Source organism: Mycolicibacterium confluentis (genome assembly GCF_010729895.1).
Lineage (GTDB): Bacteria > Actinomycetota > Actinomycetes > Mycobacteriales > Mycobacteriaceae > Mycobacterium > Mycobacterium confluentis.
Genome location: NZ_AP022612.1, coordinates 828071 through 853850 on the forward strand (window position 1 = coordinate 828071; position 25780 = coordinate 853850).

Sequence of the window (25780 nt, forward strand, 5' to 3'; positions counted from 1 at the left end):
TGACGCCGAGGCTTAACCCGCTGCGAGCCCGACCGGCGTGTCGCCGCAGACGTTTAAGTGTCGCGGTGGAGCACGGGGGGAGTGGCGCGTCGCCGAACAGGTGGGTCGGGTGACGTGTTGCCGAAGATCGTCGGCGGTGGTCCGCGTGCGCTGCCCGACGACGTGCGCCTCGATCTGATGCTCGTTGAGCACCGAATCTCGACGATGGCACCGCCTTACTGCGCTATCAGCCCCGTCGGTGAGACGGCCGCGATCGTCAGTCATGAGATGACCCGGAGGCTGTCCGGGCGGCGTCCCTCCGCCGGTCGGAGCGCGGCTGACACAATGTGGAACAGCGCCGCGTCAGTGGCGCGGCCCGCTCACCGTGAGAGCGGGAGACGAAAGGATCCGCAGCAGTTGGCTTTCCGTATCAGGCGCGCGTCCGGCGCCGACCTGGACGCTGCGGCCAGCACGCTCGTCGCGGCGTTCGACTCCTACGCCTGGACGCGGTGGTCGATCCCGCAGGATGACTACGAGAATCGGCTGGCCCAGCTGCAGCGGATGTATCTGGGTTACGCCCTCGATGAGGGCATCGTGCTGGTCGACGACGAAGACCGCGGAGTGATCGCCCTTCTGCCGCCAGACGTCTCCGCGCCGTCGGCGGACTTCCAGGAACGGGTGGCAGAACTGCACGGTGAACGGCTGGAAGCGGTCGCGGCGGTGGACATTCCGCCCCACCCGGCCGGCGCCTGGAATCTGGCCACCGTCGGGGTTCATCCCAGGAGCCAGGGTGTCGGTCTCGGTGCCGCGCTGGTCCACGCTGGCGTAAGCGCTGCGCGCGAGGTGGATCCGGGCGCTGGCGTCGCACTCGAGACGTCCGATCTGCGCAACGTCGGACTCTATGAGCGTGCGGGATTCACCGTCACGGCGACGACGGTCATTGTTGACGGACCAGTGGTCTACTCCATGCAGTCCGTCGCGCCGTAGTCGTAAACCGGCGTTGCATCCCTGGCCCGGCACGTCTCGGCGGGCATGTACGGGCACCCGCTTCCAGCCGAAGACATTGGGCATCTTCACCCGCTCCAGTTGGTCGGCGTCGACCTCATAGTCGGGGATGAGGTCCAACAGCACGTCAAGGGCGATGCGCCGTCGCCGCAACCGATGTCGAGGACGTCCTCGGAGCCCGACGGGGTCAGCAGGGACAGTGCTTCGGCGGCCATCTGCGGCTGCAACCCACTGACCGCGGAGTATCCGGCACCGTCCCAGTCGGCCATGTCAGAACTCGATTCGTCCGATCGAGTTGCCGCCCTTGTTGGTGAACCACAGGTCGGTGCCGTCCGGGCCCGACTTGATGTCGAACGGGCCCTCGACGTCCGGTGGCGCCCCGAAGAACTGCCAGGCTTCCGGCGCGCCGGGTTGGTGACGGACGATCGTGTTGGCCGCGGTGTCGGCGAACCACACCGCGCCGTCGGGGCCCACCCACACGCCGTCGGGTTCACGAAGTCGCTCGTCGGTGACGTGCACCGCGGAGTCGACGGGGTAGGCGGGGTCGAAGGACAACAGCCCCGCGGGTTCTCGCGTGGTGACCCACAGCCGACCGTCGGCGGTCTGGGCCCAGGCTCGGGGACTGCCCGCCAGCGGAGCGACCGTGCCGACCACGCCCGTGGCCGGGTCCAGCACGCCCAGCGTGTTCGACGTCGAGTTCACCCACCAGACCTGTCCCTCGGGTGTCACGAACAGCGCGGCGGGCCCGGAGATGGATTCGGCGTGGAAAAGCTGCAGCGACGCGACGGGGTCGGCGGCGGTCGGGTCCAGTGCGCCGATCGCCTCGGCGCCCCGCAGCGAGAACCACAGGCGGCCATCGGGTCCCGACTTGAGTGCGACGGGACGGCTGCCCGCGGGCAGGGGATGGGTGCTCATGCTCGCGGCCGGATCGGGCGCGCCGGGGTCGATGGCGACCAGGGCGTCGGAGCCCAGGCTGGTGAACCACACCCGCCCGTCGGCGGCGGGAAAGATGTTGGCGGGGAACTTGACCGCCCCCGCCGGATCGGCGAACGTCTCGACGACGTCACCGCGGACGCGCCCGACCGTGCTGTCGCCGATGTTGGTGAACCACACGTCGCCTGCGCCCGCGATGAGTCCCGACGGCGCATTCAGGGCGGGACTGCGCACGACGCTGATCTTGTTCACGCCGTCAGCGTAGGACCGCAGCCCTTCGCACCCGCCGAAACCGAGATCTGGGCGCGAACATCACTGATCGTGGCATCCATATGTCGGTTCGGGCGAGTGATGAGGTGGGCGCAAGGGGTGGGCAAAAGGGAACCGGGTGTGGCCCTCAGACGGTGATCTCGATCTCGCGGCCCAACGCGTACCCCGCCGTCAACGGCAGCACGTCACCACTCCAGAACGACCCCGGGTCGAAGTAGTTCTCGCGCTTCTCGGTGACCAGCAGTCCCATCTCCTCGTAGGTGATCGCGACCGTCTCCGCGCAGTAGGCCGTCTCGAGGCCCGTGGCTCGGCGCTGGCTCTTGTCCTGCTCCGCGGACTGCTGAACCTTCCTGTGCAGCAACGGGATTCCGCGCGTCCAATCGGCCCTGGTCGGCAGCCGTCCGCGCATCCAGCGGCCCGTGAGGCGGGCGGTGCTGGGGAACGGGGTCCCGTCCATCCGGGCGATCACCTTCAGCAGCAGATCCTCCTGCTCGCGACTGGCGTACGGGCTCAGTTGGCGCAGCCAGCAGCGCTGCTGGTACTTGCCCGTCCACTGCTCGACGGCCGCGCGAAGGTCGTTCAACTGCACGCCGCGGTGATTGGTGCCGGTCCAGTAGTCCAACAGCTTGTCGCCCAGTTCGGCATGCCAGATCAACGGTGGCAGATCGTCGATCGCGACGGTCATCCCGACGTGGTTGACGGGGCTGTTGGTCAGGGTCTGGATCGCGCGGTCGGGCCCGGACCCGCCGCGGAACAGCCAGATGTCGCCGGTGCGGCTGGATTCGAGCGCCTGCTCGAGGGTGGCGCGTCCTGCGCTTGTGCTCGCCATCACCTGCGCAGCTTAGGCACACTGTCGGGATGCGCAACGTGTGGAAGTGGATCGGCCTCGCCGGTGTCGTGGGTGTGACTGCGGGTGGCGTGCTGGTCGCCCGTGACCAACGGCGGCGTGCCGCCTACACGCCCAACGACATTCGGGCCCGCCTACATCAACGGCTCGCCGATGCCGAGCGCACCGAGCGCGACTGAGACGGTCCTCAGGTGTTCTCCAGGGCGCGCTTCCACATCTGGGTGAGCACATCGGTGAGCACCTTGGGATCGGCGGCCTTGTCGCCGTGCAGCGTCGCGTCGATGATCGCCCGGTGCACCTGAGCCTCCACGCCGGAGACCAGGAGTTCGGCCACCAGGCCGCGGTGTTCGTTCGCGACGCCGACGCGCTCCAGATGCCAGGCGACCTCCTCGGCGATCAACCCGTCGATCCGGTACTGCTGCTCCTCGAGTTCCTCTGACCGCGGCGCACTGTCGTAGAGAAGATGATGCAGATGGAATTGCTCGACATGCATGCGCACGATCACGTCGATCACCATCCGCAGCGACTCCTCCAGATCGGGCCTGGTGTCGCGCATCCGTTTGAAGGTGACCGTGATCAGGGTGGAGCCGCCGGCCAGGTGCTGTTCGGCCAGGGCGTAGAGCAGCGCGTCCTTGTCCGGAAAGTAGTGGTACAGCGTGCCGATCGAGATGCCCGCGGCGTCGGCCACCTTGTTGGTGGTGGTTCCGGCATAGCCCAGTTCCGAGAAGATCTCCTCGGCGATCGTCAAAATCTTGTCGTAGGTATCACGCGACCTCTGCTGGCGCGGTTCAACCCGTGGTTTTGCCATGCTGCGGCTCCACAACCAAAAAAGTGAATTCTGCTCGAATACACACTATCGCGACGTCGCGACGAATGCGGCAGTTCAGGACATGCGCCGGGCAGATCGGGACATGTGCGGAGCCTGCAGGCTGAAACTCCGCGTCACCCGGGAAGTTACCGCGTGACGAATTCGACGACAACTTCGCTGAACGCGTCGTTGTCGTCCCCCGCCGCGGTGTGACCGGCATCGGCCAGTTCGACGAACTCCGCCCGGGGCACCTTGGCGAGGAAGTCGTTGACACCCTCGGCGCTGACGACGTCGGAGAGCTTGCCTCGAATCAACAGGATGGGGATCTGCAGTCCGGCCGCGGCGGACTCGAGGCGATCTGAACGCTCGAAGGGGTTGTCGTCCGGCTTGGTCAGGAACGCCGGATCCCAGTGCCAGTACCACCGGCCGTCGCGCAGGCGCAGATTCTTCTTCAGTCCCTCGGGGCTGCGAGGTCTGGTTCGGTGCGGCAGGTACTCGGCCACGGCGTCGGCCGCCTCGTCGAGCGATTCGAAGCCGTGCACGTGGTTGAACATGAAATCGCGGATCCGCGCGCTGCCCGACTTCTCGAACTTGGGCACGACGTCGACGAGCACCAGTTTGGCGACCCGGCCGGGGCCGCCCTCGCTGGCGACCAGGATTCCGGTGAGGCCGCCCATGCTCGCGCCGATCAGCGTCACAGGCCCGCCGATGGCGTCGATGATGCTCAGCACGTCACCGCTGAGCTTGTCCAAGGAGTAGTCCGCGCCGGGCGCGCGGTCGCTGTCGCCGTGGCCGCGCGTGTCCAACGCGACCACGTGAAAGCCCTGATCGGCGAGCACCTGGCCGGTGTTCTTCCAGGAGTGGCGATTCTGGCCGCCGCCGTGCAGCATCAGAATCGAGGGGCGTTCACCGGGGGCATTCCACTCGTCGCCGACCAGCGTGACTTCGTCGACACCGGTGTATTCGACGGTCTGTGGGGTGCTCACTCGCCTGACGTTACTTCGGCTACCTGCTCAGTCCGCACGCGGAGGGCGTCGCGCGTCGTTAAGATCCTGAGCCGTGCAGCCCTTTGACGGTGCCGACGGCACTCCCGAAGAGCGCAGCCTCATCATCGACGCCGCGTACGCGTGCCTGTCGGGGCCGCGGACCGGGCCGGTGCCCGTCGCGGCGATCCTCGAGCGTGCCGGCGTCTCCACCCGTGCGTTCTACCGGCACTTCGAATCGAAGGACGCACTGTTCATCGCGATGTTGGAGCGCGAAAGCGACGAACTCGTGCGGCGCCTCGAACACATCCCCGAGACGGTTCCCGGTGGGCCCGTAGAGGAGCTGCGCGCGTGGGTGGAGCAGATGTTCGACCTCGTCAACGATCCACGCCGGGCCACCAAGATGGACGTCATCGACTCCGATGAGGTCCGGGTGGCAAAGGGCTACTGCGCGGTGCGGGACCGGATCCGCGCGGAGCGCGAGCGCTCGCTGATCGCGATCCTCGACCGTGGCCTGTGCGCAGGTGTGTTCCCCGACGCCGAGCCGTCCGCCGATGCGGCCGCGATCAGCGGTGCGGTCAGCCGCGTGCTGGCGGGGATGGCCGACCCCGCTGCGCCGTCGAGTGAGGAGGCGATCGCGGGCATCCTGAGTTTCGCGCACCGCGCCCTCGGTGTGCACCGGACCGCGGGCACTGCGTGACCACTACGGGTATCCGCACATGCTGACCTGGTTTGTGCGTTGATTGTCGCGCCGATGAGACCTACGTCGCACACGGGTGCTCTGCGTGTGCAAAGATTCAGTCGCCTACTCGCCGGTAGGTACCCGCACTGTGTGCGGAAATCGGCGCTGGACGGCAAAGCGGTGGTGTACGTTTTGCGTCAGTCCTGTGTCATGAGTCACAGTTGTCACGCAGGAAGCAGGTGTCGCATGTCGGGAGGATTCAGCCGCTGATGCAGTTGACGAACAACCTCTTGGACTTGCGCTCAGACCAGTGCGCGGCCCGGAAGCGCGGGGTCCTCTGATGGTCACCACTACGGCGCTGTCCAAGCCGGTCCGGTCCGTCGGCGGCTTCTTTGCGATGGCGCTGGACACCTTTGTCGCGATGTTCAAGCCCCCGTTCGCGTGGCGCGAGTTCATCCTGCAGACCTGGTTCGTCGCCCGGGTTTCGATCGTTCCGACGCTGATGCTGTCGATTCCCTTCACGGTGCTGCTGGTCTTCACCTTCAACATCCTGTTGGTCGAGTTCGGCGCCGCCGACTTCTCCGGAACGGGCGCGGCGATCGGCACCGTCACGCAGATTGGCCCGATCGTGACTGTGCTGGTGGTCGCCGGCGCCGGCGCCACCGCGATGTGCGCCGATTTGGGCGCCCGCACGATCCGAGAAGAACTCGACGCGCTGCGCGTGATGGGTATCGACCCGATCCAGGCGCTCGTCGTGCCCCGCGTGCTCGCGGCCACGGTCGTCGCGCTGATGCTGTCCTCGACCGTGGTGGTGGTCGGCATCGCGGGCGGCTTCTTCTTCTCCGTCTACCTGCAGCACGTCACCCCGGGTGCGTTCATCGCCGGTCTGACGCTGCTGACCGGCCCGGCCGACGTCGTCGTCGCGCTCGTGAAGGCCACCCTGTTCGGCCTCTCGGCGGGCCTGATCGCCTGCTACAAGGGCATCTCGGTCGGCGGCGGGCCCGCGGGTGTGGGCAACGCCGTGAACGAGACCGTGGTGTTCACCTTCATCGCCCTGTTCGTGATCAACGTGCTGGCAACGGCCGTGGGAGTGCAGGCCACAACATGACCGCAGTGCATGATGGCCGCTTCGTCACGTTCCGGCGCACCGTCCGCGAGTGGGGACAGGGCTGGAACCGGATCGGTCGGCAGACCAAGTTCTACGGATACACCGTCAAGGGTGTCTGGGACGCGATCGTCTATTACAAGGGCGAGGTCATTCGCCTCATCGCGCAGATGGGTCTCGGCGCAGGCGCGTTGGCCGTCATCGGCGGCACCATCGCGATCGTCGGATTCCTGACCCTGTCGACCGGTGCCCTGGTGGCTGTGCAGGGCTACAACCAGTTCGAGTCCATCGGTGTCGAGGCCCTGACCGGCTTCGCGTCGGCGTTCTTCAACGTGCGCCTCATCGCACCGCTGACCGCGGGCGTCGGCATGGCCGCGACCATCGGCGCCGGCGCGACCGCACAGTTGGGCGCCATGCGCATCAACGAAGAGATCGACGCACTCGAGGTCATCGGCATCCGCACGATCGCCTACCTGGCGTCCTCCCGTGTGATCGCCGGCGTGATCGTCGTGATCCCGCTGTACTGCGTCGCGGTGCTGATGTCGTTCCTGGCCGCCCGGGTGGGCACGACGGTCATCTACGGACAGTCCACCGGTGTCTATGACCACTACTTCCGGACGTTCCTGAACCCGGTCGACCTGATCTGGTCGTTCCTGCAGGCCGTCGCGATGGCGTTGGTGATCATGCTCGTGCACACCTACTACGGCTTCACCGCGTCGGGCGGCCCGGCCGGGGTCGGCGAGGCCGTCGGCCGCGCCGTGCGCACCTCGCTGATCGTGGCTTCGCTTGTGACTGTGATGATCTCACTGGCCGTTTACGGTCAGTCCGGCAACTTCAACCTCTCCGGATAGCGGGAAACAGGATGGAAGAGGACGACAAAGGCCTGCATCCCGCCTGGTGGACGGCGATCTTGATCGCGTTCCTGGCGGGGCTCGTGTGGTTGACCTCGGCGCTTTTCACCGGGTCGCTCAAGCACTACGTCAATGTCACCGTGACGTCGGACCGGTCCGGTCTCGTGATGGAATCCGGCGCCAAGGTCAAGATGCGCGGCGTGCAGGTCGGTCGCGTGACGACGATCAAGGGTGGCCAGGACCCCGTTCGGCTGAACCTGGAGATCTACCCCGACCAGGTCAAGTACATCCCGGCCAACGTCGGCGCGCAGATCCGTGCGACGACGGTGTTCGGCGCGAAGTTCGTCGACCTCATCTACCCGGACGACCCCGAGAGCGGTCGGTTGGCCGACGGTCAGGTGCTGATGTCGCAGAACGTCAGCACCGAAGTCAACACGGTCTTCCAGAACCTGGTCGGCGTGCTCGACCAGGTGGACAGCTCCAAGCTGAACGCGACGCTGGCCGCATTGGCCGAGGGCGTCCGCGGGCAGGGGGAGCGGATCGGTGAGGCCACCACGGCCGCCAATCAGGTGCTGCTGGAACTCAACCCGCGCGCCGACACCATCCGGGCGGACTGGCAGGCGTTGGACGGGTTCAACCAGACCTACAGCGCGGCGGCTCAGAACATCGTCGGCGTCCTCGACGCACTCAGCACCACGAGCACGACGATCACCGAGAACGCCAAGCCGTTGGATGCCCTGCTGCTCAACGTGATCGGCCTGTCCAACAGCGGTATTGCGCTGCTGGCGCCCAATCAGGAGAACCTGATCAAGGCGATCAACGTGCTCGAGCCCACGACCAACCTGTTGATGAAGTACAACCCCGGGTACACCTGCATGCTCACCGGCGCGCACTGGCTGCTGGAGAACGGCGCCTATGAAGCCACCGGTGGCAACGGCAAGTCGTTCATCGTGGATGGCGGCGCGCTGCTCGGCGACGACCAGTACCGGTACCCGGAGAACCTGCCGATCATCGGGGCCAAGGGCGGCCCGGGCGGACAGCCCGGCTGTGGTTCGCTGCCGAACGTCGACGAGAACTGGCCCGTGCGGGCTCTGGTGACCAACACCGGTTGGGGCACCGGCGTCGACATCCGACCGAACCCGGGCATCGCATTCCCGATGTGGGCCAACTACTTCCCGACCACGCGCGGCATTCCGCAGCCGCCCAGCATCCGGAACCTCTTCGGTGGTCCGGCGCCGGGTCCGAACGCGGGCAACCCGCCGAAGGTCATCCCGGAACCGGGCGACTACCCCTACGGGGCGCCGATGTACGGCCCCGACGGCACGCCGCTGTGGAACAACCTTCCGCCCGCGCCGCCGCCAGGTGCACCGAAGGATCCCGGCCCGCGCCCGGGTACGGAGCCCTTCGTGGTGCCGAACCCCGGCCAGGTGCCCACGCCCTATCCGCCGAACGGGATCCCTGTCCCGGCGGCACCGTCGCCGTAAACGTCAGGCCCGAGTCCGCAATGTCAGCAATTGAGAGGCAGTCGCAGTGAGAGACAACCTGGGAGGCGCCATCTGGCGTCTGGCCGTGTTCCTCACGGTCTGCCTGCTGGGTATGTTCGCGCTGTTCGCGGTGTTCGGACAGTTGCGGTTCGAGAAGGCGAATGAGTACCGCGCGCACTTCGCGAACGTGACCGGCCTGGAGGCCGACGACTTCGTTCGCATCGCCGGCGTGGAGGTCGGCAAGGTCAAGAACATCGGCTTCAACGACGACGGCACGTTGACGGTCGACTTCACCGCCGACGATTCGGTGGTGCTCACCGAGGGCAGTCGCGCGGTGATCCGGTTCGACGACCTGATCGGCGGCCGGTACCTGTCGCTGGTCGAGGGCGCGGGCGGCACCAAGCGTTTGGGCCCCGGCGACACCATCCCGCTGGCCCAGACCGAACCGGCGCTCGATCTCGACGCGCTGATCGGCGGCTTCCGCCCACTGTTCCGTGCGCTGGAACCCGAGCAGATCAACGCGCTGTCCGGTCAGCTGATCAGCGCGCTGCAGGGGCAGGGCGCGACCATCAACTCGTTCCTGTCGCAGACCGCCGCGCTGACCAACACGCTGGCCGACCGCGACCAACTCATCGGAGAGGTCATCGTCAACCTGAACACGGTGCTGGGCTCGCTTGCCGGGCAGAGCGATCAGTTCGCCAAGGGCGTCGACGCCCTGTCGGACCTGGTGACCACCCTGTCGGACCGCCGCCAGGACATCGCCAACGGGCTGGCTTACAGCAGTGAGGCCGCGGGCACCATTTCCGATCTGCTGTCGCAGGCTCGCCCGCCGCTGCAGAAGGTGATCACCGAGACCGACCGCAGCGCCGGCGTCGTGCTCGCCGACCACGACTACTTCGACAACGTCCTCAACACGCTGCCCGACGCCTACCAGGTGCTCAACCGGCAGGGTCTGTACGGCGACTTCTTCAGCTTCTACCTCTGCGACATCTCGCTGAAGCTCAACGGCAAGGGTGGTCAGCCCGTCTACGTCAAGGTGGCCGGCCAGGACACCGGGAGGTGCACGCCGCGATGAAGCCCTTCGCTGAACGCAACCCTCTCGTCATCGGCACGATCGGCATCGTCGGTCTGCTGGCGATCATCCTGACGGCGCTGAACTACCAGAAGCTGCCGTTCTTCAGCCCGGGTAAGACCTACTCGGCGTACTTCGACGATGCCGGCGGCCTCGTCGACGGTGCCGCCGTGCAGGTGTCGGGTTTCCAGGCCGGCCAGGTCAGCAGCATCTCGCTGGAGAACCACCAGGTGCTGGTGAAGTTCAAGGTCGACAAGAATGTCCGACTCGGCGACCGCGCCGAGGCTGCGATCAAGACCAAGAGCCTCCTCGGCACCAAGATCCTCGAGGTGACCCCGCGCGGCGACGGACAGTTGCGCGACACCATCCCGCGGGAGCGCACCACCTCGCCATACCAACTGCCCGACGCTTTGGGCGACCTGACCACGACCATCAGCGGTCTGAACACCGACCAGCTGTCGGACTCGCTGCGGGTGCTGTCCGAGACGTTCTCGCAGACCCCGCCCGACCTTCGGGTCGCCGTCGAGGGCGTGGCCCGGTTCTCCGACGTCCTCAACGAGAAGGACGCTCAGCTGCGCGAACTGCTGGGCAACGCCAACGAGGCCACCACGGTGCTGTCCGAGCGCAGCGAGCAGGTCGTCGGCCTGGTCAGGAACACCAACGCGCTGATGGCAGAACTCATGAACCAGAGCGCCGCGCTGGACACGATCTCGGGCAACATCTCGACCCTGAGCCGCCAGTTGCAGGGGTTCATCTCCGAGAACCGCGCCACCATGAAGCCCGCACTGGAGAAGCTCAACGGCGTGCTGGCCACCATCGACAACCGCAAGGACCGCGTGCGCAAGTCCATCAACATGCTCAGCACCTACTCCATGGCGCTGGGCGAGTCGGTGGGTTCAGGACCGTTCTTCAAGTCCTACATCTCCAACCTGCTGCCCGGTCAGTTCGTGCAGCCGTTCATCGACGCCGCGTTCTCGGATCTGGGTCTGGACCCGACGGTGCTGCTGCCATCGCAGCTGACCGACCCGCAGGTCGGACAGCCCGGCACCCCGGCGCTGCCGGTGCCGTTCCCGCGCACCGGGCAGGGCGGCGAGCCGCACCTGAACCTGCCCGACGCGATCACCGGCAACCCGGGCAACCAGCCCTGCGGTCCTCCCGGCATCCCGCTGTCCGGAACGAACTGCTACCCGCATCGCGCGCCGCTGCCAGTGCCCGAGCCAGGCGGTCCGCCGCCCGGTCCGCCCGGGGTGGCACCGCCCGGTGTGGCCTCGACCCCGCAGCCGTCGTCGCCTCCGATCGCGATTCCGGCCCCCGGGCAGGAACCTGCGGTGACACAGGCTGTCGTGCCGGCGCCGGTCGGCCCGGCGCCCGGACCCGCTGAAGGCAACGGGGAGGCCGGCGAATGACCATCTCACGCAACTCTCGTGTGGGCCTGGCCGTGGTCCTCGTGCTGACGCTGCTGGCCGCAGGCGCGGTGCTGCTGCGCTCGGGCGGACCCATGAACCGCACCAACGTCGTGGCGTACTTCGACAACAGCAACGGCATCTTCGTCGGTGACGACGTCCGCATCCTGGGGGTCAACGTCGGCAAGATCGACAAGATCGAGCCCGAGTTCGACCGGGTGAAGATCTCGTTCTGGTACGACGGCACGCAGAAGGTGCCCGCCGACGCCAAGGCCGCCATCCTGTCTCCCGCGCTGGTCACGGGACGCGCCATCCAGTTGACCCCGGTCTACTCGGAAGGCCCGGTGCTGGAGAACGACGCCGTGATTCCCCTCAATCGCACCGCGGTTCCGGTCGAATGGGCGGAGTTCCGTGCCCAGCTCGAGCGGCTGACCGAGAACCTGCAACCCACCGAACCCGGTGGCGTGAGCACGCTCGGCGCCCTGGTCAACACCACCGCGGACAACCTGCGGGGGCAGGGCGCGAGCATCCGCGAGACCGTGATCAAGCTGTCGCAGGCGTTCTCGGCGCTCGGGGACCACAGCACCGACATCTTCAGCACGGTCAAGAACCTGTCGATCCTGGTCGACGCGCTGCAGGGCAGCACCGACGTGATGCGTCAGCTGAACCAGAACCTGGCCAACGTCACGGGCCTGCTCGCCGACGATCCGGGTGAGGTGGCCGCGGCCGTCAGCGACCTGAACTCGGCGGTCGGCGAGGTGCAGACCTTCGTCGCGGAGAACCGCGAGACACTGGGCACGACCTCGGACAAGCTGGCCGCCGTCAGCCAGACGCTGAACGACAGCCTGGAAGACATCAAGCAGGTGCTGCACGTGGCGCCCAACACGCTGCAGAACTACATCAACATCTATCAACCCGCCCAGGGTGCGGCGACCAGCGTTCTGGCCCTGGCGAACTTCCAGAACCCGGTGTCGTTCCTGTGCGGCGCGGTCCAGGCCGCCTCGCGACTGGGTGCCGAGCAGTCGGCGAAGCTGTGCACGCAGTACTTGGCACCGATCGTCAAGAACCGGCAGTACAACTTCCTGCCCCTCGGCCTGAACCAGGCTGTGGGCGCGCAGGCGCGGCCCAACGAGATCACCTGGAGTGAGGACTGGCTGCGGCCGGATTACGTTCCCCCGGCCGGCGCTGCGCCGGCTCCCTCGGCGCCCGCGCCGAGTGGCCCGCCGATGCCCGCGGAGTCCGGCGTACCGCTGGCAGCCGAGTCAGTCCCGACGGTCGCGACGAACCCGGCGGACGGACTGACCGGGATGATGGTTCCCGCTCCGGGAGAGGGACAGTGAGGCCGGCCATGCGTGCGAGACGATCGATTGCCGTCGCGGTGCTGGGTGTGTCGGCGACCGCGCTGACGGCGTGCGGCGACTGGCAGGGGCTGAACTCGTGGCCGATGCCGGGCACCGAGGGGCACGGGCCTGGAGCGTTCACGATTCAGGCGCAGATGCCCGACGTCGACAACATCGAGCAGAACTCGCGCGTGCGGGTCGGTGACGTCACCGTCGGCAACGTCACCAAGATCGAGCGGCAGGGCTGGCACGCGCTGGTCACGATGCGGCTCAACGGCGACGTCGAACTGCCCGCCAACGCCACGGCGACCGTCGGCCAGACCAGCCTGCTGGGCTCGCTGCACATGGAGTTGGCCCCGCCCGTGGACGTCGAACCCGAGGGCCGGCTCAAGGACGGTGACCTGATCCCGCTGGAGCGCAGCGGGGCCTACCCGACCACGGAGCAGACCCTGGCGGCAGTGTCGCTGCTGCTCAACGGTGGCGGCGTGGGCCGGATCCAGGACATCACCAAGGCCTTCTCGACCGCCTTCACGGGTCGCGAGGCCGATCTGCGCAGCCTGATCGAGCAGCTGGACAAGTTCATTGCGTACAACAATGAGCAGAAGGACGACATCATCGAGGCCACCGAGAGCCTCAACAGCCTCGTCGGTCAGTTCGCGGACCAGAAGCCGGTGATCGACAAGGCTGTCAAGACCATTCCGGATGCGCTCGCGGTGCTCAAGGACCAGCGGACCCAGTTGGCGGACGCACTGACCCAGCTCGGACAGTTCAGCGCGTTGGCGGCCGATTCGGTGAACCAGACCAAGGAGGCCCTGGTTCAGGAACTGCGTGACATCGGCCCGGTGCTGCAGTCACTGGCCGATGCCGGTCCGGCGCTGACCCGTTCGCTGAGTTTCTTCCCCACCTTCCCGTGGCCCAAAGAGACGCTCGACAACTGGATGCGCGGTGACTACGGCAACCTGAGCCTGGTCTTCGACCTGACCCTGAGCCGGATCGACGCCGCGTTCTTCACCGGCACTCGTTGGGAGGGTGATCTGACCCTGCTCGAGCTGCAGTGGGGTCGCACCATCGGGCAGCTTCCCAGCCCGTACACCGCGGGTAACCCGCTGATTCAGCCCTACCACTGGGATCAGGGGCGCTAACGATGCATCTGACACGCAAGACCCTCATCCAGATGGCGGTGCTGACGCTCGTCGCGCTGGTCGCAGGCGCCGTCATGGTCTTCAATTTCATGGGCCTGCCCGCGCTGCTGTTCGGCGTCGGCCAGTACAAGGTCTCGGTGCAGCTGCCCGAGGCGGGCGGCCTGTACCCGCGGGGCAACGTCACCTTCCGCGGCACCGAGGTGGGACGGGTCAAGGACGTCCGGCTCACCGAGAACGGTGTGGTGGCCGACCTCGCGATGGACTCCAAGTTCAAGATCCCGGCCGATCTCGACGCGGCCGTGGGCAGCGTCTCGGCCGTCGGTGAGCAGTACGTCGAACTGAAGCCGCGGACGCCCAACCCGCCGTTCCTCGAAGATGGCAGCGTCATCCCGGTGGACCGCACGTTCGTCCCGCCGGACGTCAACTCGCTGCTGGACGCGACAAACCGTGGGCTGCAGGCGATTCCGCACGACAACCTCAAGACCGTCGTCGACGAGTCCTACACCGCCTTCGGTGGCCTGGGGCCCGAGCTGTCGAGGTTCGTCAAGGGTTCGACGCAACTCGCGATCGACGCGCGGGCCAATCTCGATGAGCTGACCACGCTGATCGACAAGTCCAAGCCCGTCCTCGATTCGCAGACAGACACCTCCAGCGCCATCCAGCGCTGGGCCGCGAACCTCGACACCGTCACCGGCCAGCTCAAGGAGCAGGATCAGGCGGTTGCAGGCGTACTCCAGAAGGGCGCTCCCGCAGCCGACGAGGTGCGTGCGCTGTTCGACCGGCTGCAGCCGTCTCTGCCGATCCTGCTGGCGAACCTGGTCAGCGTCGGTGAGGTCGCGGTCACCTATCAGCCCCACATCGAGCAGTTGCTCGTGCTGCTTCCGCAGGGCACGGCGGTCAGCTCGGCCACCGGTACGGCCAACCGGCACACCCGGCAGGACTACCGGGGTGCGTACCTGAGCTTCAACCTGAACCTGAACCTGCCGCCACCATGCGTCACGGGATTCCTGCCGGCGCAGCAGAAGCGGGTGCCCGCGGACGTCGACCATCCGGACCGCCCGGCCGGTGACATCTACTGCCGCATCCCGCAGGACTCGGCGTTCAACGTGCGCGGCGCGCGCAACATCCCGTGCGTGACGCGTCCTGGCAAACGTGCGCCGACCGTGCGCATGTGTGAGAGCGACGAGTACTACCTGCCGCTCAACGACGGCTTCGCGTGGAAGGGCGACCCGAACGCGACGTTGTCGGGGCAGCCCGTCCCTGCGGTCGGCCCGGGTGCTTCACCTGCGCCACCGGAGTTGCCGGCGCCGCCCGCGGTGCCCGCGATCGCAGCCGCCGAATACGACCCCAGCACGGGCACGTACGTTGGACCTGACGGGCAGACCTATACGCAAGCCAATCTGGCCCGCAGTGCCACAGAGGAGCAAACATGGCAGACGATGCTGCTGCCCCCGAAGGGGAACTGACCGAGTCGACCGGAAACGAGTTGACCGAGTCCCCCGCGGAGGCATCGGAATCGCCTCAGGACACCACGCCGAAGACGGAGACCACCACCGACACCGCAGACGCTGACGCGGATGCGGACACCGAGGTGGCCGACTTCGACGCGGAGGCCGGTGAGTCCGCTGAGGACACTGAGTCGGGTGAGGTGGCTCCGGCTCCGAAGAGGACGATCTCGCCTGTCACCTTGGCGACGATCGTGGGCCTCGTGCTGGTGGTCGCCCTCGGAGGAGTGGTGGGCTGGCTGGGCTGGCGCGCCAACGAGTCACGCCAGGCCGATCAGCAGCGCGACCTGTTCCTGCAGGTGGGCCGGCAGGCCGCGATCAACCTGACGACAATCGACTTCAACGACGCCGACTCGGCGGTGCAGCGCATCCTCGACTCGGCGACCGACACCTTCTACGACGACTTCTCCAAGCGGTCCGCACCGTTCACCGAAGTGGTCAAGCAGGCGCAGTCGAAGTCGATCGGCGAAGTCACCGCGGCAGGCATCGAGTCCACCGACGACGAGTCGGCGCAGGTGCTGGTGGCGGTCACGGTGAAGACGTCCAACGCCGGTGCGCCCGAGCAGGCGCCCCGGATGTGGCGGATGCGCCTCACGGTCAAGAACACCGGTCCCGATGAGGCCAAGGTGTCCAACGTCGAGTTCGTGCCGTGACCGACAAGCCAGACAACAAGGAACAGGAAGCCGCCGAAGTGCCTGTCGACGCTGACGAGTCCACCACGGACGAGACCACCACGGACGAGACCGCCACGGCGGAGGCCGCCACGGACGAGACCGCCACGGTGGAGACGACAGCCGACGACACCGTCGAGGAGACCACGGAGTCCGACTCCACTGAGGACGACACCACCGAGGACGACGCCGACAGCGTCGAGGGGACTGCGGTCGCCGAATCATCGGCGTCGGGTTCCTCGACCTTCGGCAAGCTCGTGGCGTTCGCTCTGCTGCCCGCGGTCGCGCTTCTGCTCGCCGCGGCCGCCGGTTTCCTGAAGTGGCAGGACGATTCGGTGCGCACGGCCGAGGTGGCCGCGATCGAGTCGACCCAGGTGGCCAAGGACTCCACCGTCAAGATGCTGTCCTACAAGCCCGACACCGTCGAGCAGGATCTCGGTGCGGCGCAGGACCTGCTGACCGGCGGGTTCAAGGAGTCCTACGCGGCGCTGATCAACGACACCGTCATCCCGGGTGCCAAGGAACAGAAGATCTCCGCGGTGGCCAGCGTGCCCGCCGTCGCCTCGATTTCGGCCGAAGCCGACCGCGCGGAAGCCCTGGTGTTCGTGAACCAGACCGTGATCATCGGTGACGGTGCCCCGACCGCGACGGCCTCGAGCGTCAAGGTGACGCTGGAGAAGGTCGGCGACCGCTGGCTGGTCTCCGGCTTCGACCCGGTCTAAACCGCCGCTGTCCTATCACTGACGTGCTCCGGGATGCGAGCGCGCCAGCATGCGCACCAGAAGTTGGCGTGGCATCAGGTGATTCAGCGTGGCCGCGAACCGATTCGCGGCGCCCGGGATGATCACCGCGCGGTCCGCGCGCAGTCCGTCGAGCGCGGCCGCGGCCACGTCCTCGGCGGACACCCACAGGAATCTGGGCAACATCTTCTCGGCTTCGGCGTCCGGAAAGCCCGCCCGCTCACCGAATCCGGTGCGTACGGGGCCCGGGCACAGTGCCGCGGCGGTGACCCCGGTGCCGCGCAGTTCCCCGCGCAGCGCGTGCGTGTACGACAGTACGAACGCCTTCGCTGCCCCGTAGCCCGCCTGCCCCGGCACCGGGCCGAAAGCGCCGACCGACGCCACGTTGAGTACAGCGCCGGTGCCGCGCTCGACCATGCCGGGCACGAAGCGGCAGCACAGGTCCACGACGGCCGCGACGTCGAGTTCGACCAGCGCCAGTTCGGCGGCCGGATCGGCCTTCGCGATCGGTCCGATCGTGGCCGCGCCCGCGTTGTTCACCAGAAGGTCTGGTGTCAGCCCCAAGGCCGCGATACGCGAGGGTAGGACGGCACGTTCGGCGGGTTGCGTCAGATCGGCGGCCACGACATATGCGTTGGCGCCGAGGGATTGGGCCACGGCGGCCAGCGGTTCGGGCCGCCGCGCCACCAGCACCACCTGATGTCCGCGGTCGACGAGAGCGGCGGCCAGGGCCGCACCGATGCCCGACGAGGCGCCAGTGATCACCGCGGCGTGACCGGGCCGGCCAGTGGGTAGCATCAATCGATCCTAGGGGCGGAGCGCTGGCCGGCGGCCAGTTCGCCGTCGCGTCCACCCGGTGAGGAGGCCCCGTGCCACGCCTGGCCGCCGTCGACGCTCAGTGGTTCTGGATGTCGGCGAAGATCCCCAACGACCAGTTCCTGATTTATGCGTTCGACGGTGACTCACCGATCGGACCCGACCTCCTGGCCGGGTTGCGGACCCGGGCGGCGGCCTGTGAGGACCTGACCCTGCGCGTGGTCGACGATTGCGCGCTGCGGTACCCGCGGTGGGAATCCGGGCCGGTGCTGCCCGAACAGATCGTGGTGCACCCCGACGGTGGCTCCTGGCCGGAGTGCCTCGATGCCGTCGCCGGGCTCGCGGACCATCAACTGGACCCGCGGGCAGCGGCCTGGCGGCTGCATCTCTTCGGCCCGATCACCGGTGCACCGACCGGGCACGTCACGGTCACGGTCGCGGTGCTGCAGATGCTGCATTCTCTGGCCGACGGCACGCGATCGGCGAAATTGGGCGGGTGGCTGTTTGGCAGGGAGGAGCCCATCGAGCCTCTGCCGGCGCCCAGCCGGGGCAGCCGAGTGCTCCGCGGCATCCGGGCCGCGAGGGCCCAGCGAGAATTGAAAGCTGACATCGATGCTGGGCGCGTGACGGCCCCGCCCCAACCGCGGCCGCCGCTGCTGACCAACACCGCACCATCGGGACCGCGCCGGCTGCGGTTCCTGGTCACCGACCGGGCGGCGCTGTCGGGTGTGTCCACGGTGACGGTGGGTGCACTCCTTGCGATCGGCGCGGCGCTGGCCGAGCACCTGCGTCAGCGCGGTGTCGACCCAGCGGGCCTGGCCGCCGAGGCGCCCATGGCCAATCCATGGATTCGGGAGTCGCGCAATCACTTTCGCAGCGTCGGCATCGACCTGTATCCGGACGAGCCGATTGCGCTGCGGGCCGAGCGGATCCTCGCGCAGTTCCGGGCCGCTGGGATCCGGGGCGAACACCCGGCGGCGGAAGCGTCGGCGGCAGCGTCGGCCACGGTTCCCGCGGCGCTGCTGCGGTGGGGGGTGGGGAAGTTCGACGCCGGTGCGCGGTCCCCAGCCGTCACGGGCAACACCGTGGTGTCGAGTGTCAATCGCGGGCCCGCGGACCTTCGCCTCGGTACGGCGCCGGTGGTGCTCACCGCCGGTTTCCCGGCACTGTCACCGATGATGGGACTCACCCACGGCGTGTACGGCATCGGCGACACGATCGTCGTCGCTGTGCACGCCTCCGACGCGGTGATGACCGAGGCGCAACTCGACGACTACGTCGCGGCACTGCAGCGGGCCATCGGAACCCGAGGGGCCCACTAGGCAAGCGCTTAACAGATGACTTAAGTTCTGTTACATGAACTACGACACCGCCGTGGACTTCGGACTGCTGCTCCTGCGTGTGACGCTCGGCCTGACGATGGCCGCGCACGGGTACAACAAGTTCTTCGGCGGAGGCCGCATCCCCGGCACCGCAGGATGGTTCGACAGCATCGGCATGAAGCCGGGCCTGTTCCACGCCCGGGTCGCGGCCAGCACCGAGATCGCCGCGGGCCTCGGTCTGGCGGTCGGCCTGTTGACGCCGATCCCGGCGGCGGGATTCGTGGCGCTCATGCTCGTGGCGGCCTGGACCGTGCACCGCGCCAACGGCTTCTTCATCGTCAAGGAGGGTTGGGAGTACAACCTGATCCTCGCGGTCGCCGCGGTCTCCATCGCCGCGCCCGGCGCGGGCCGCTACAGCCTCGACCATCTGCTGTTCTCAGGGGCCAGCTTCGAACACCTGCTGCACGGGTGGTGCGGCCTCCTCATCGCCATCGGCCTGGGCCTGGTCGGTGGGATCGGCCAACTCGCGATCTTCTACCGGCCGCCGGCCAAGACGGGATAGTGCGGCGCAGTCGCCGAAGGCGCTCCCGTTGATCTAGAACACGTTCTAGTCTGACGGGCATGGGATTCCTCAAGCCCGAACTTCCCGTGGTCGACTTCGAGACCTGGAGCAAGGGAACCTGGTCGGAGAAGATTCGCCCGATGGCCCGACACTGGGCTGAGGTCGGATTCGGCACTCCCGTCGTGCTGCACCTGTTCTACGTGCTCAAGATCGCGCTCTACATCCTGGGCGCGTGGCTCGTGGTGCTCAGCACGCGCGGCATCGACGGTTTCACGGCGGTCGCGGACTGGTGGACCGAGCCGATCGTGTTCGAGAAGGTCGTGCTCTACACGATGCTCTTCGAGGTCGTCGGCCTCGGATGCGGCTTCGGCCCGCTGAACAACCGGTTCCTGCCTCCGATGGGCTCGATTCTGTACTGGCTGCGGCCCAACACCATTCGGCTGCCCCCATGGCCCGACCGGGTGCCGTTCACCCGCGGCGACAACCGGACCCCGGTGGACGTGGCGCTCTACGGGGCGCTGCTGGCGGTGCTCGTCGTCGCGCTGTTCTCCGACGGCACCGGACCGGTGCGAGGCCTGGGCACCGAGGTTGGGGTGCTGCCGATGTGGCAGATCTGGGCCGTGCTCGGTCTGCTCGCGGTGGCGGGCCTGCGAGACAAGGTCATCTTCCTGGCGGCCCGTGGCGAGGTCTACGCCTCCTTCACGGTGGCGTTCCTGCTCGCCGGGTATGGCGTGGACATGATCATCGCGGCGAAGCTGGTGTGCGTGGTCATCTGGATGGGCGCGGCCACCTCGAAGCTCAACAAGCACTTCCCCTTCGTGATCTCGACGATGATGTCCAACAGTCCGATTGTGCGTCCGCGGGCGCTCAAACAGAAGTTCTTCGAACGTTTCCCCGATGACCTGCGGCCCGGCCGGATCTCGCGCATCGTCGCGCATTTCAGCACCGCGGTCGAGATGCTGGTGCCGCTCGCGCTGCTGCTGTCCCACGGCGGGTGGCCGACCGCCATCGCGGCGTTCGTCATGGTCGTGTTCCATCTCGGCATCCTGACCTCCATCCCGATGGGGGTGCCGCTGGAGTGGAACGTCTTCATGATCTTCTGCGTGCTGACCCTGTTCGTCGGGCATGCCGAGGTCGGACTCGGTGACCTGAGCACAGTGTGGCCGCTGCTGCTTTTCCTGGTGCTGGTCGGCACCGTGGTGACCGGAAACCTGTTCCCGCGCAAGGTGTCCTTCCTGCCCGGCATGCGCTACTACGCCGGCAACTGGGACAGCTCGCTGTGGTGCGTGAAACCGTCTGCGGCGGAGAAGATCACTGCGGGTCTGGTCGCGATCGCGAGCATGCCGCAGGCCCAGTTGGAGCGGGTCTACGGCAGTCCCGAGGCCGCGCAGATCCCGCTCTACCTCGGCTACGCGTTCCGCTCGTTCAACACCCACGGTCGGATGATGTTCACGCTCGTGCACCGCGCTCTTGCGGACAAGGACGAGGCCGACTACGTCCTGACCGACGGTGAGCGCATCTGCTCGACCGCCATCGGCTGGAACTTCGGTGACGGGCACATGCACAACGAGCAGTTGATTGCCGCGATGCAGAAGCGCTGCGGATTCGAACCGGGCGAGGTCCGCGTCATCCTGATCGACGCCCAACCGATCCACCGGCAGCGTCAGGAGTACCGCCTGGTCGACGCTGCCACAGGCGAATTCGAACGGGGCTGGATCGACGTCGCCGACGCGGTCACGCGCCAACCCTGGGACGACGCGGTGCCCGTACACGTGCAGGCGAGCGCGCGGACTCGGTAGGACTAGCGCAGCGACGGGTCGATCAGCACCTTGGCCTGCTTCTCGGGATTGCCCAGCGCCTCGAACGCCGCGGCCACGTCCTGCAGGCCCACGGTGTCGGTGACCATGGGGGGCGTCGACCCTGCCGTCGGCCAGCAGATGCAGCGTGTCGCGGAACTCCAGCGGTGTGTAGGCGAAGACGAACCGCAGGTCGATCTCCTTGCTGTTGGCCAGTGTCGGCCGCAACCGGTCGGCGCGCATGCAGACCCCCGGTGGGGTCGACGGCCAGCGTGGCGCCGCACTGCCGGGCCAACCCCCGTCGTCCCGGCGAGAGGTCGCTGGCGACGATGTTCTCGACGCCCTGCGCCTTGAGGTGGCAGATGATCGCCAGACCCACAGGGCCGCAGCCGATCACGACGGCGGTGTCGCGCCGTGTGATGTCGCTGCGCCGCACGGCGTGCAGGGCGACGGCCATGGGTTCGGTCAGTGCCGCGATGTCGGGTGACAGGCCGTTGGGCACCACGAAGCTCAGGGCGGCCTCGGCCAGCACCTGCTCGGCATAGCCACCCGGTGCGGCGGGCGACAGCCCTGTCAGGTGCACGCCGCCCCTGGCGCGAAGCAGCGGGAACGACACGACGTGAGCGCCGGCCTTGAACCGCCTGTCTGCGCCGGGGCCACGCTCGGCGACCTCACCGCAGAACTCGTGCCCGAAGACGTTCACGGTCCTGGCGGGGTGCGTCGCGCACTGGTTCGACACCCCCGAGATCGACCTGCGCGCCGCGGCGGGCCAGACGGTGGAATTGCTGCTGACCGGGCTGCAGGACTAGGACTTGAGCGCCTGCGCGATGGGCGTCGACCCGTTGTTGAACTCGATGGTGCGCCCGATGGTCTCGCGGTCCTCGAGCACGGCGGCGGCGACGTGCGCCACGTCTTCGCGTGACACCTCGCCCTGGGCTGCGGCGTCGCCGACGTCGATGAGGCCGGTCCCGGGGTCCAGCGTCAGCCGACCGGGGCCCAGGATGGTCCAGTCCAGTGTCGAGGCCCGCAGCCGTGCGTCCGCGGCGGCCTTGGCCTCGGCGTAGGCGTGGAATGAATCCCCTTCGGGGACACCGTGGTCGGGGCCCGCGCCGAAATAGGACACCATCACGAATCGCCGGGTGCCGGCCTGCGCGGTCGCATCGATGACCCGGATCGCGGCGTCCCGGTCGACGGCGTAGGTGCGGGCCGGGTTGCCGCCACCCGCGCCCGCGGCGAACACCACCGCGGCGTTGCCGGAGATCAGGCTGCTCAGTTCACTCACGCCGAGGTTCTCGATGTCGCCGACGACGGGGCGCGCTCCGGTCGCGGCGACATCGTCGGTGTGGTCGGAATTGCGGAACACCGAGGTGACGCGATACCCCCGACCGCTGAGAATTCTGGCCAGATGCAGCGCGACCTTGCCGTGGCCCCCGAAGATGATGACGTCGGACATGAGAACTCCAGCCTAGTGAAGACGTCCCCGACAAGGTGTCAGCGTACGGGCGTAATCGCGCCCCGGCGACGTGGCGGCGTGCCGCTGGTGCTATGAACAGATATCAACCAACTAGTTGAGAGGAGAGGTCCATGGCGGAAGCTGTGATCGTCGAGGCCGTCCGGGCGCCGGTCGGTAAGAGAAATGGCGCGTTGTCGGGGGTGCACCCCAGTGAGCTGTCGGCGCAGGTGCTCAATGGCCTGGTCGAGCGCGCGGGAGTCGATCCCGCACTCGTCGACGACGTCATCTGGGGCTGCGTCATGCAGGCCGGTGAGCAGGCGCTGGACATCGCGCGCACCGCGGTGCTGACGGCGGGCTGGCCGGAGACCGTTCCGGGCGTCACTGTGGACCGCCAGTGCGGTTCGAGCCAGCAGTCGTTGCACTTCGCCGTCGCGGGTGTGGTGGCCGGCCACTACGACGTCGTCGTCGCCGGTGGCGTCGAGTCGATGTCGCGGACCCCGATGGGCTCCTCTCTGGCCAACGGCGGGCATCCCTACCCGGAGGCGTTCCGCGAGCGCTACAACGGTCAGACCCCGAACCAGGGCGTCGGCGCCGAGATGATCGCCGAGCAGTGGGGCTTCAGCCGCACCCAGCTCGACGAGTTCTCGCTGCGATCGCATGAGAAGGCCGCCGCCGCACAGGATTCCGGTGCCTTCAAGGACCAGATCGTCGGCATCAAGACCAAGGACGCGGACGGCAACGACACCGTCGTGCTCGAGGACGGCGGCATCCGCCGCGGCGGCACGGTGGAGTCGATGGGCAAGATCAAGCCCGCCTTCAAGGAGGACGGTGTGATCCACGCCGGCAACTCCAGCCAGATCTCCGACGGCTCGGCGGCGCTGCTGATCATGTCGGCCGAGAAGGCCAAGGACCTGGGCCTCAAGCCGCTGGCCAAGGTGCACACCGCGGTGCTGGCCGGTGCCGATCCGGTCATCATGCTGACCGCCCCGATCCCGGCCACGCAGAAGGCGCTGAAGAAGTCGGGCCTGAGCGTCGACCAGATCGGTGTGTTCGAGGTCAACGAAGCCTTCGCGCCCGTGCCGATGGCATGGCTGAAGGACATCGGCGCCGACGAGTCCAAGCTCAACCCCAACGGTGGCGCCATCGCGCTGGGACACCCGCTGGGCGGGTCCGGTGCACGCATCCTGACCACGCTGCTCTACCACATGCGGGACAACAACATTCAGTACGGCCTGCAGACCATGTGTGAGGGCGGCGGCCAGGCCAACGCCACCATCCTCGAGCTGCTGTGACGGAGACGGCACAGGAGGCCCCCGGCGCTCTCACCGAGCGTCGGGGCAACGTCCTGATCATCACCCTCAACCGTCCCGAGGCCCGCAACGCGATCAACGCCGCGGTCAGCACCGCGGTCGGTGACGCTCTGGCGGAGGCGCAGGCCGATCCCGAGGTGCGGGCCGTGGTCATCACCGGCGCGGGCGACAAGTCGTTCTGCGCGGGCGCCGACCTCAAGGCGATCTCCCGCGGTGAGAACCTGTTCCACCCGGACCACCCGGAGTACGGATTCGCCGGCTACGTCAGTCATTTCATCGACAAGCCGACGATCGCCGCGGTCAACGGGACGGCGCTGGGTGGTGGCACCGAACTGGCGCTGGCCAGTGATCTCGTGGTCGCCGAGGAGCGGGCGCAGTTCGGCCTGCCCGAGGTCAAGCGGGGGCTCATCGCTGCCGCGGGCGGCGTGTTCCGCATCGTCGACCAGTTGCCCCGCAAGGTGGGTCTGCAGCTGATCCTGACCGGTGAACCGCTCAGCGCCGCCGAGGCGCTGAAGTGGGGTCTGATCAACGACGTGGTGCCCGACGGCACGGTGGTCGACGCCGCCGTGGCGCTGGCCGAACGCATCGCGGCCAATGCGCCGTTGGCCGTGCAGGCCAGCAAGCGCGTGGCGTACGGCGTGGACGACGGTGTGATCACCGGCGACAAGGGCGGCTGGGACCGCACCATGCGGGAGATGAAGGTGGTGTTCCGCTCCGAGGACGCCATGGAGGGTCCGCTGGCGTTCGCTCAGAAGCGCGCGCCGGTCTGGAAGGCCCGCTGAAGCTCCGCAACCCCAAACAGAAAGCGCCCCGGAATCTTTCGATTCCGGGGCGCTTTTCTGTGTCTGCTACTGCTACTGCGACTCAGCCTCGGCCGAGGTGGTCGTCGTCTCCGCGGTGGTCTCGGTGGTCGCCGGGGCCTCCGACGTGGTGGTCGTCGCCTCGGTGGTGCTGGTCGGCGACGTCGTCGTGGTCGCGGTGCCCGGCAGCGCGCCCGCCGGCGACAGCACGGTGTCGATCATGTAGATCTTGGCGTTCTGCGCGGTGATGCCGCCGCACACCACCTTGGCGGTGTCGTCGAACTTCAGATCGCCACCCTTACCCGTGATGGTGATCTGCGTGCCCTCCTGCGTGGTGAGCTTGCCGTAGATGTCGTCGGGTCCCAGCAGGCCCAGCGCGATGTGGTAGTAGACCAGCGCGGTGAGCGCGGCGGGATCGGCCTTGAGCGCCTCGACCTCGGCGGGGTCCAGCTTGGCGAACGCCTCGTTGGTGGGCGCGAAGATGTTGTACGGGCCGTTGTCGATCACGCTGACGATGTTGACGTCCGGGTTCCAGCCGCCCGAGATCACCGAGTTGAAGGTGCTGAGGTCCGGGATGCTCGCGATGGCCGCGGTGCCGGACTTGCCATACAGGCCAGCCAACCCCGTGGTTCCCAGCGACTTTTTGAAGTCGTCGCACTTGGGGCCGTGCACATCGGGCACCGGGGCGGAGAAGGTGGGAGTCGCGGTGGCGCTCGGGGTGGGCTCCGGGGTGGGCTCGGCATAGGCGGTCAACGCGGTCGGGATGGAGATGGCAATCGCCGCTGCGGCCGCGACCACGCCAAGGGTCTTCAATCGAGTCGTCATATCGCTCCTCTCGTCGCCTTGTTACGTCGTCGGGCCGTGTTCGGCCGTTACAGGTATGTGACGTGCATCTCATCAT

The 25780-nt window shown here is 67.7% G+C and carries 27 protein-coding genes and 1 pseudogene; 19 read left to right on the forward strand and 9 right to left on the reverse strand.

Annotation, left to right across the window (positions count from 1 at the left end; genetic code table 11):
• Positions 1-114: 114 nt before the first annotated feature.
• Entirely contained in the window at positions 115-966 is an 852-nt protein-coding gene (locus tag G6N34_RS03920; protein ID WP_234812995.1) for a GNAT family N-acetyltransferase, read from the forward strand.
• Between the two features lie 86 nt (positions 967-1052).
• Here the strand turns inward: G6N34_RS03920 and G6N34_RS28250 are convergent, their stop codons facing one another.
• From G6N34_RS28250 to G6N34_RS03935, 3 genes are all read right to left on the reverse strand, one after another.
• Positions 1053-1253 carry a class I SAM-dependent methyltransferase gene (locus G6N34_RS28250; protein WP_085153839.1) on the reverse strand — a complete coding sequence of 67 codons (201 nt, stop codon included), beginning with the start codon at positions 1251-1253 and terminating at the stop codon, positions 1053-1055.
• A 1-nt stretch (position 1254) separates the two neighbouring features.
• Positions 1255-2169, reverse strand: coding sequence for a Vgb family protein (locus tag G6N34_RS03930; protein WP_085153841.1), 915 nt, complete (start codon positions 2167-2169; stop codon positions 1255-1257).
• A gap of 145 nt (positions 2170-2314) precedes the next feature.
• The gene (locus G6N34_RS03935; RefSeq protein WP_085153843.1) at positions 2315-3016 is read right to left on the reverse strand and encodes a guanylate cyclase; all 702 of its coding nucleotides are present in this window, start codon (positions 3014-3016) and stop codon (positions 2315-2317) included.
• Between the two features lie 29 nt (positions 3017-3045).
• Between G6N34_RS03935 and G6N34_RS27580 the strand changes: the two genes are divergently transcribed.
• Positions 3046-3213, forward strand: coding sequence for a hypothetical protein (locus tag G6N34_RS27580; RefSeq protein WP_109788582.1), 168 nt, complete (start codon positions 3046-3048; stop codon positions 3211-3213).
• A gap of 8 nt (positions 3214-3221) precedes the next feature.
• Here the strand turns inward: G6N34_RS27580 and G6N34_RS03940 are convergent, their stop codons facing one another.
• A complete protein-coding gene (locus G6N34_RS03940) occupies positions 3222-3842 on the reverse strand; it encodes a TetR/AcrR family transcriptional regulator (protein ID WP_085153845.1) in 621 nt (206 codons plus the stop codon).
• Between the two features lie 146 nt (positions 3843-3988).
• Positions 3989-4828: an alpha/beta fold hydrolase gene (locus G6N34_RS03945; protein ID WP_085153847.1), complete on the reverse strand. Its 840-nt coding sequence runs from the start codon at positions 4826-4828 to the stop codon at positions 3989-3991.
• Positions 4829-4901: 73 nt separating this feature from the next.
• Here G6N34_RS03945 and G6N34_RS03950 point away from each other — a divergent pair, with 73 nt between their 5' ends.
• The 11 genes from G6N34_RS03950 (at position 4902) to G6N34_RS04000 (ending at position 16802) form a co-directional block, all read left to right on the forward strand.
• Positions 4902-5525 carry a TetR/AcrR family transcriptional regulator gene (locus G6N34_RS03950; RefSeq protein ID WP_234812996.1) on the forward strand — a complete coding sequence of 208 codons (624 nt, stop codon included), beginning with the start codon at positions 4902-4904 and terminating at the stop codon, positions 5523-5525.
• A gap of 322 nt (positions 5526-5847) precedes the next feature.
• Positions 5848-6615 carry an MlaE family ABC transporter permease gene (locus tag G6N34_RS03955; protein WP_085154076.1) on the forward strand — a complete coding sequence of 256 codons (768 nt, stop codon included), beginning with the start codon at positions 5848-5850 and terminating at the stop codon, positions 6613-6615.
• Entirely contained in the window at positions 6612-7463 is an 852-nt protein-coding gene (locus G6N34_RS03960; protein WP_085153849.1) for an ABC transporter permease, read from the forward strand. Before G6N34_RS03955 ends, G6N34_RS03960 begins: the two co-directional genes overlap by 4 nt.
• Positions 7464-7474: 11 nt before the next feature.
• Positions 7475-8947 carry an MCE family protein gene (locus G6N34_RS03965; RefSeq protein ID WP_085153851.1) on the forward strand — a complete coding sequence of 491 codons (1473 nt, stop codon included), beginning with the start codon at positions 7475-7477 and terminating at the stop codon, positions 8945-8947.
• Positions 8948-8993: 46 nt separating this feature from the next.
• Positions 8994-10022 (forward strand): MCE family protein, encoded by a 1029-nt coding sequence (locus G6N34_RS03970; RefSeq protein WP_085153853.1) that lies wholly within the window; start codon positions 8994-8996, stop codon positions 10020-10022.
• Complete coding sequence (locus tag G6N34_RS03975; RefSeq protein WP_085154078.1) at positions 10019-11425, forward strand: MCE family protein; 1407 nt, start codon at positions 10019-10021, stop codon at positions 11423-11425. The genes G6N34_RS03970 and G6N34_RS03975 overlap by 4 nt, the downstream gene beginning before the upstream one ends.
• Positions 11422-12762, forward strand: coding sequence for an MCE family protein (locus G6N34_RS03980; protein WP_085153855.1), 1341 nt, complete (start codon positions 11422-11424; stop codon positions 12760-12762). Before G6N34_RS03975 ends, G6N34_RS03980 begins: the two co-directional genes overlap by 4 nt.
• 8 nt (positions 12763-12770) lie before the next feature.
• Positions 12771-13904, forward strand: a complete 1134-nt coding sequence (locus G6N34_RS03985; protein WP_085154080.1) for a virulence factor Mce family protein — start codon at positions 12771-12773, stop codon at positions 13902-13904.
• Positions 13905-13906: 2 nt separating this feature from the next.
• Positions 13907-15370, forward strand: a complete 1464-nt coding sequence (locus tag G6N34_RS03990) for an MCE family protein (RefSeq protein WP_085153857.1) — start codon at positions 13907-13909, stop codon at positions 15368-15370.
• A complete protein-coding gene (locus G6N34_RS03995; protein WP_085153859.1) occupies positions 15334-16062 on the forward strand; it encodes an Rv1363c family protein in 729 nt (242 codons plus the stop codon). The genes G6N34_RS03990 and G6N34_RS03995 overlap by 37 nt, the downstream gene beginning before the upstream one ends.
• On the forward strand, positions 16059-16802 hold the full coding sequence (locus tag G6N34_RS04000; protein WP_234812997.1) for a hypothetical protein: 744 nt from the start codon (positions 16059-16061) through the stop codon (positions 16800-16802). The genes G6N34_RS03995 and G6N34_RS04000 overlap by 4 nt, the downstream gene beginning before the upstream one ends.
• Before the next feature lie 15 nt (positions 16803-16817).
• Here the strand turns inward: G6N34_RS04000 and G6N34_RS04005 are convergent, their stop codons facing one another.
• Positions 16818-17618, reverse strand: coding sequence for an SDR family NAD(P)-dependent oxidoreductase (locus G6N34_RS04005; protein ID WP_085153861.1), 801 nt, complete (start codon positions 17616-17618; stop codon positions 16818-16820).
• Between the two features lie 71 nt (positions 17619-17689).
• Between G6N34_RS04005 and G6N34_RS04010 the strand changes: the two genes are divergently transcribed.
• The 3 genes from G6N34_RS04010 to G6N34_RS04020 are packed head-to-tail and all read left to right on the forward strand — an operon-like array spanning position 17690 to position 21319.
• The gene (locus G6N34_RS04010; protein ID WP_085153863.1) at positions 17690-18958 is read left to right on the forward strand and encodes a hypothetical protein; all 1269 of its coding nucleotides are present in this window, start codon (positions 17690-17692) and stop codon (positions 18956-18958) included.
• A gap of 34 nt (positions 18959-18992) precedes the next feature.
• Positions 18993-19520 carry a DoxX family protein gene (locus tag G6N34_RS04015; protein ID WP_085153865.1) on the forward strand — a complete coding sequence of 176 codons (528 nt, stop codon included), beginning with the start codon at positions 18993-18995 and terminating at the stop codon, positions 19518-19520.
• Between the two features lie 59 nt (positions 19521-19579).
• Positions 19580-21319 (forward strand): DUF3556 domain-containing protein, encoded by a 1740-nt coding sequence (locus G6N34_RS04020; RefSeq protein WP_085153867.1) that lies wholly within the window; start codon positions 19580-19582, stop codon positions 21317-21319.
• Positions 21320-21321: 2 nt separating this feature from the next.
• On the opposite strand, the pseudogene G6N34_RS04025 reads toward G6N34_RS04020, so the two are convergent.
• Positions 21322-22013 (reverse strand): annotated as a pseudogene (locus G6N34_RS04025) (alcohol dehydrogenase catalytic domain-containing protein); the annotation flags it as partial.
• Here G6N34_RS04025 and G6N34_RS27885 point away from each other — a divergent pair.
• The gene (locus G6N34_RS27885; protein WP_234813005.1) at positions 21949-22125 is read left to right on the forward strand and encodes a hypothetical protein; all 177 of its coding nucleotides are present in this window, start codon (positions 21949-21951) and stop codon (positions 22123-22125) included. The pseudogene G6N34_RS04025 and the gene G6N34_RS27885 overlap by 65 nt on opposite strands.
• Here the strand turns inward: G6N34_RS27885 and G6N34_RS04035 are convergent.
• Positions 22122-22769 (reverse strand): NAD(P)H-binding protein, encoded by a 648-nt coding sequence (locus G6N34_RS04035; RefSeq protein WP_085153869.1) that lies wholly within the window; start codon positions 22767-22769, stop codon positions 22122-22124. The genes G6N34_RS27885 and G6N34_RS04035 overlap by 4 nt on opposite strands.
• Positions 22770-22900: 131 nt before the next feature.
• Between G6N34_RS04035 and G6N34_RS04040 the strand changes: the two genes are divergently transcribed.
• Positions 22901-24061, forward strand: a complete 1161-nt coding sequence (locus tag G6N34_RS04040) for a thiolase family protein (RefSeq protein ID WP_085153871.1) — start codon at positions 22901-22903, stop codon at positions 24059-24061.
• Positions 24058-24861, forward strand: a complete 804-nt coding sequence (locus G6N34_RS04045) for a crotonase/enoyl-CoA hydratase family protein (RefSeq protein ID WP_085153873.1) — start codon at positions 24058-24060, stop codon at positions 24859-24861. Before G6N34_RS04040 ends, G6N34_RS04045 begins: the two co-directional genes overlap by 4 nt.
• Before the next feature lie 72 nt (positions 24862-24933).
• Here G6N34_RS04045 and G6N34_RS04050 read toward each other — a convergent pair whose 3' ends face one another.
• The gene (locus G6N34_RS04050; protein WP_085153875.1) at positions 24934-25704 is read right to left on the reverse strand and encodes a fasciclin domain-containing protein; all 771 of its coding nucleotides are present in this window, start codon (positions 25702-25704) and stop codon (positions 24934-24936) included.
• Positions 25705-25780 lie beyond the last annotated feature (76 nt).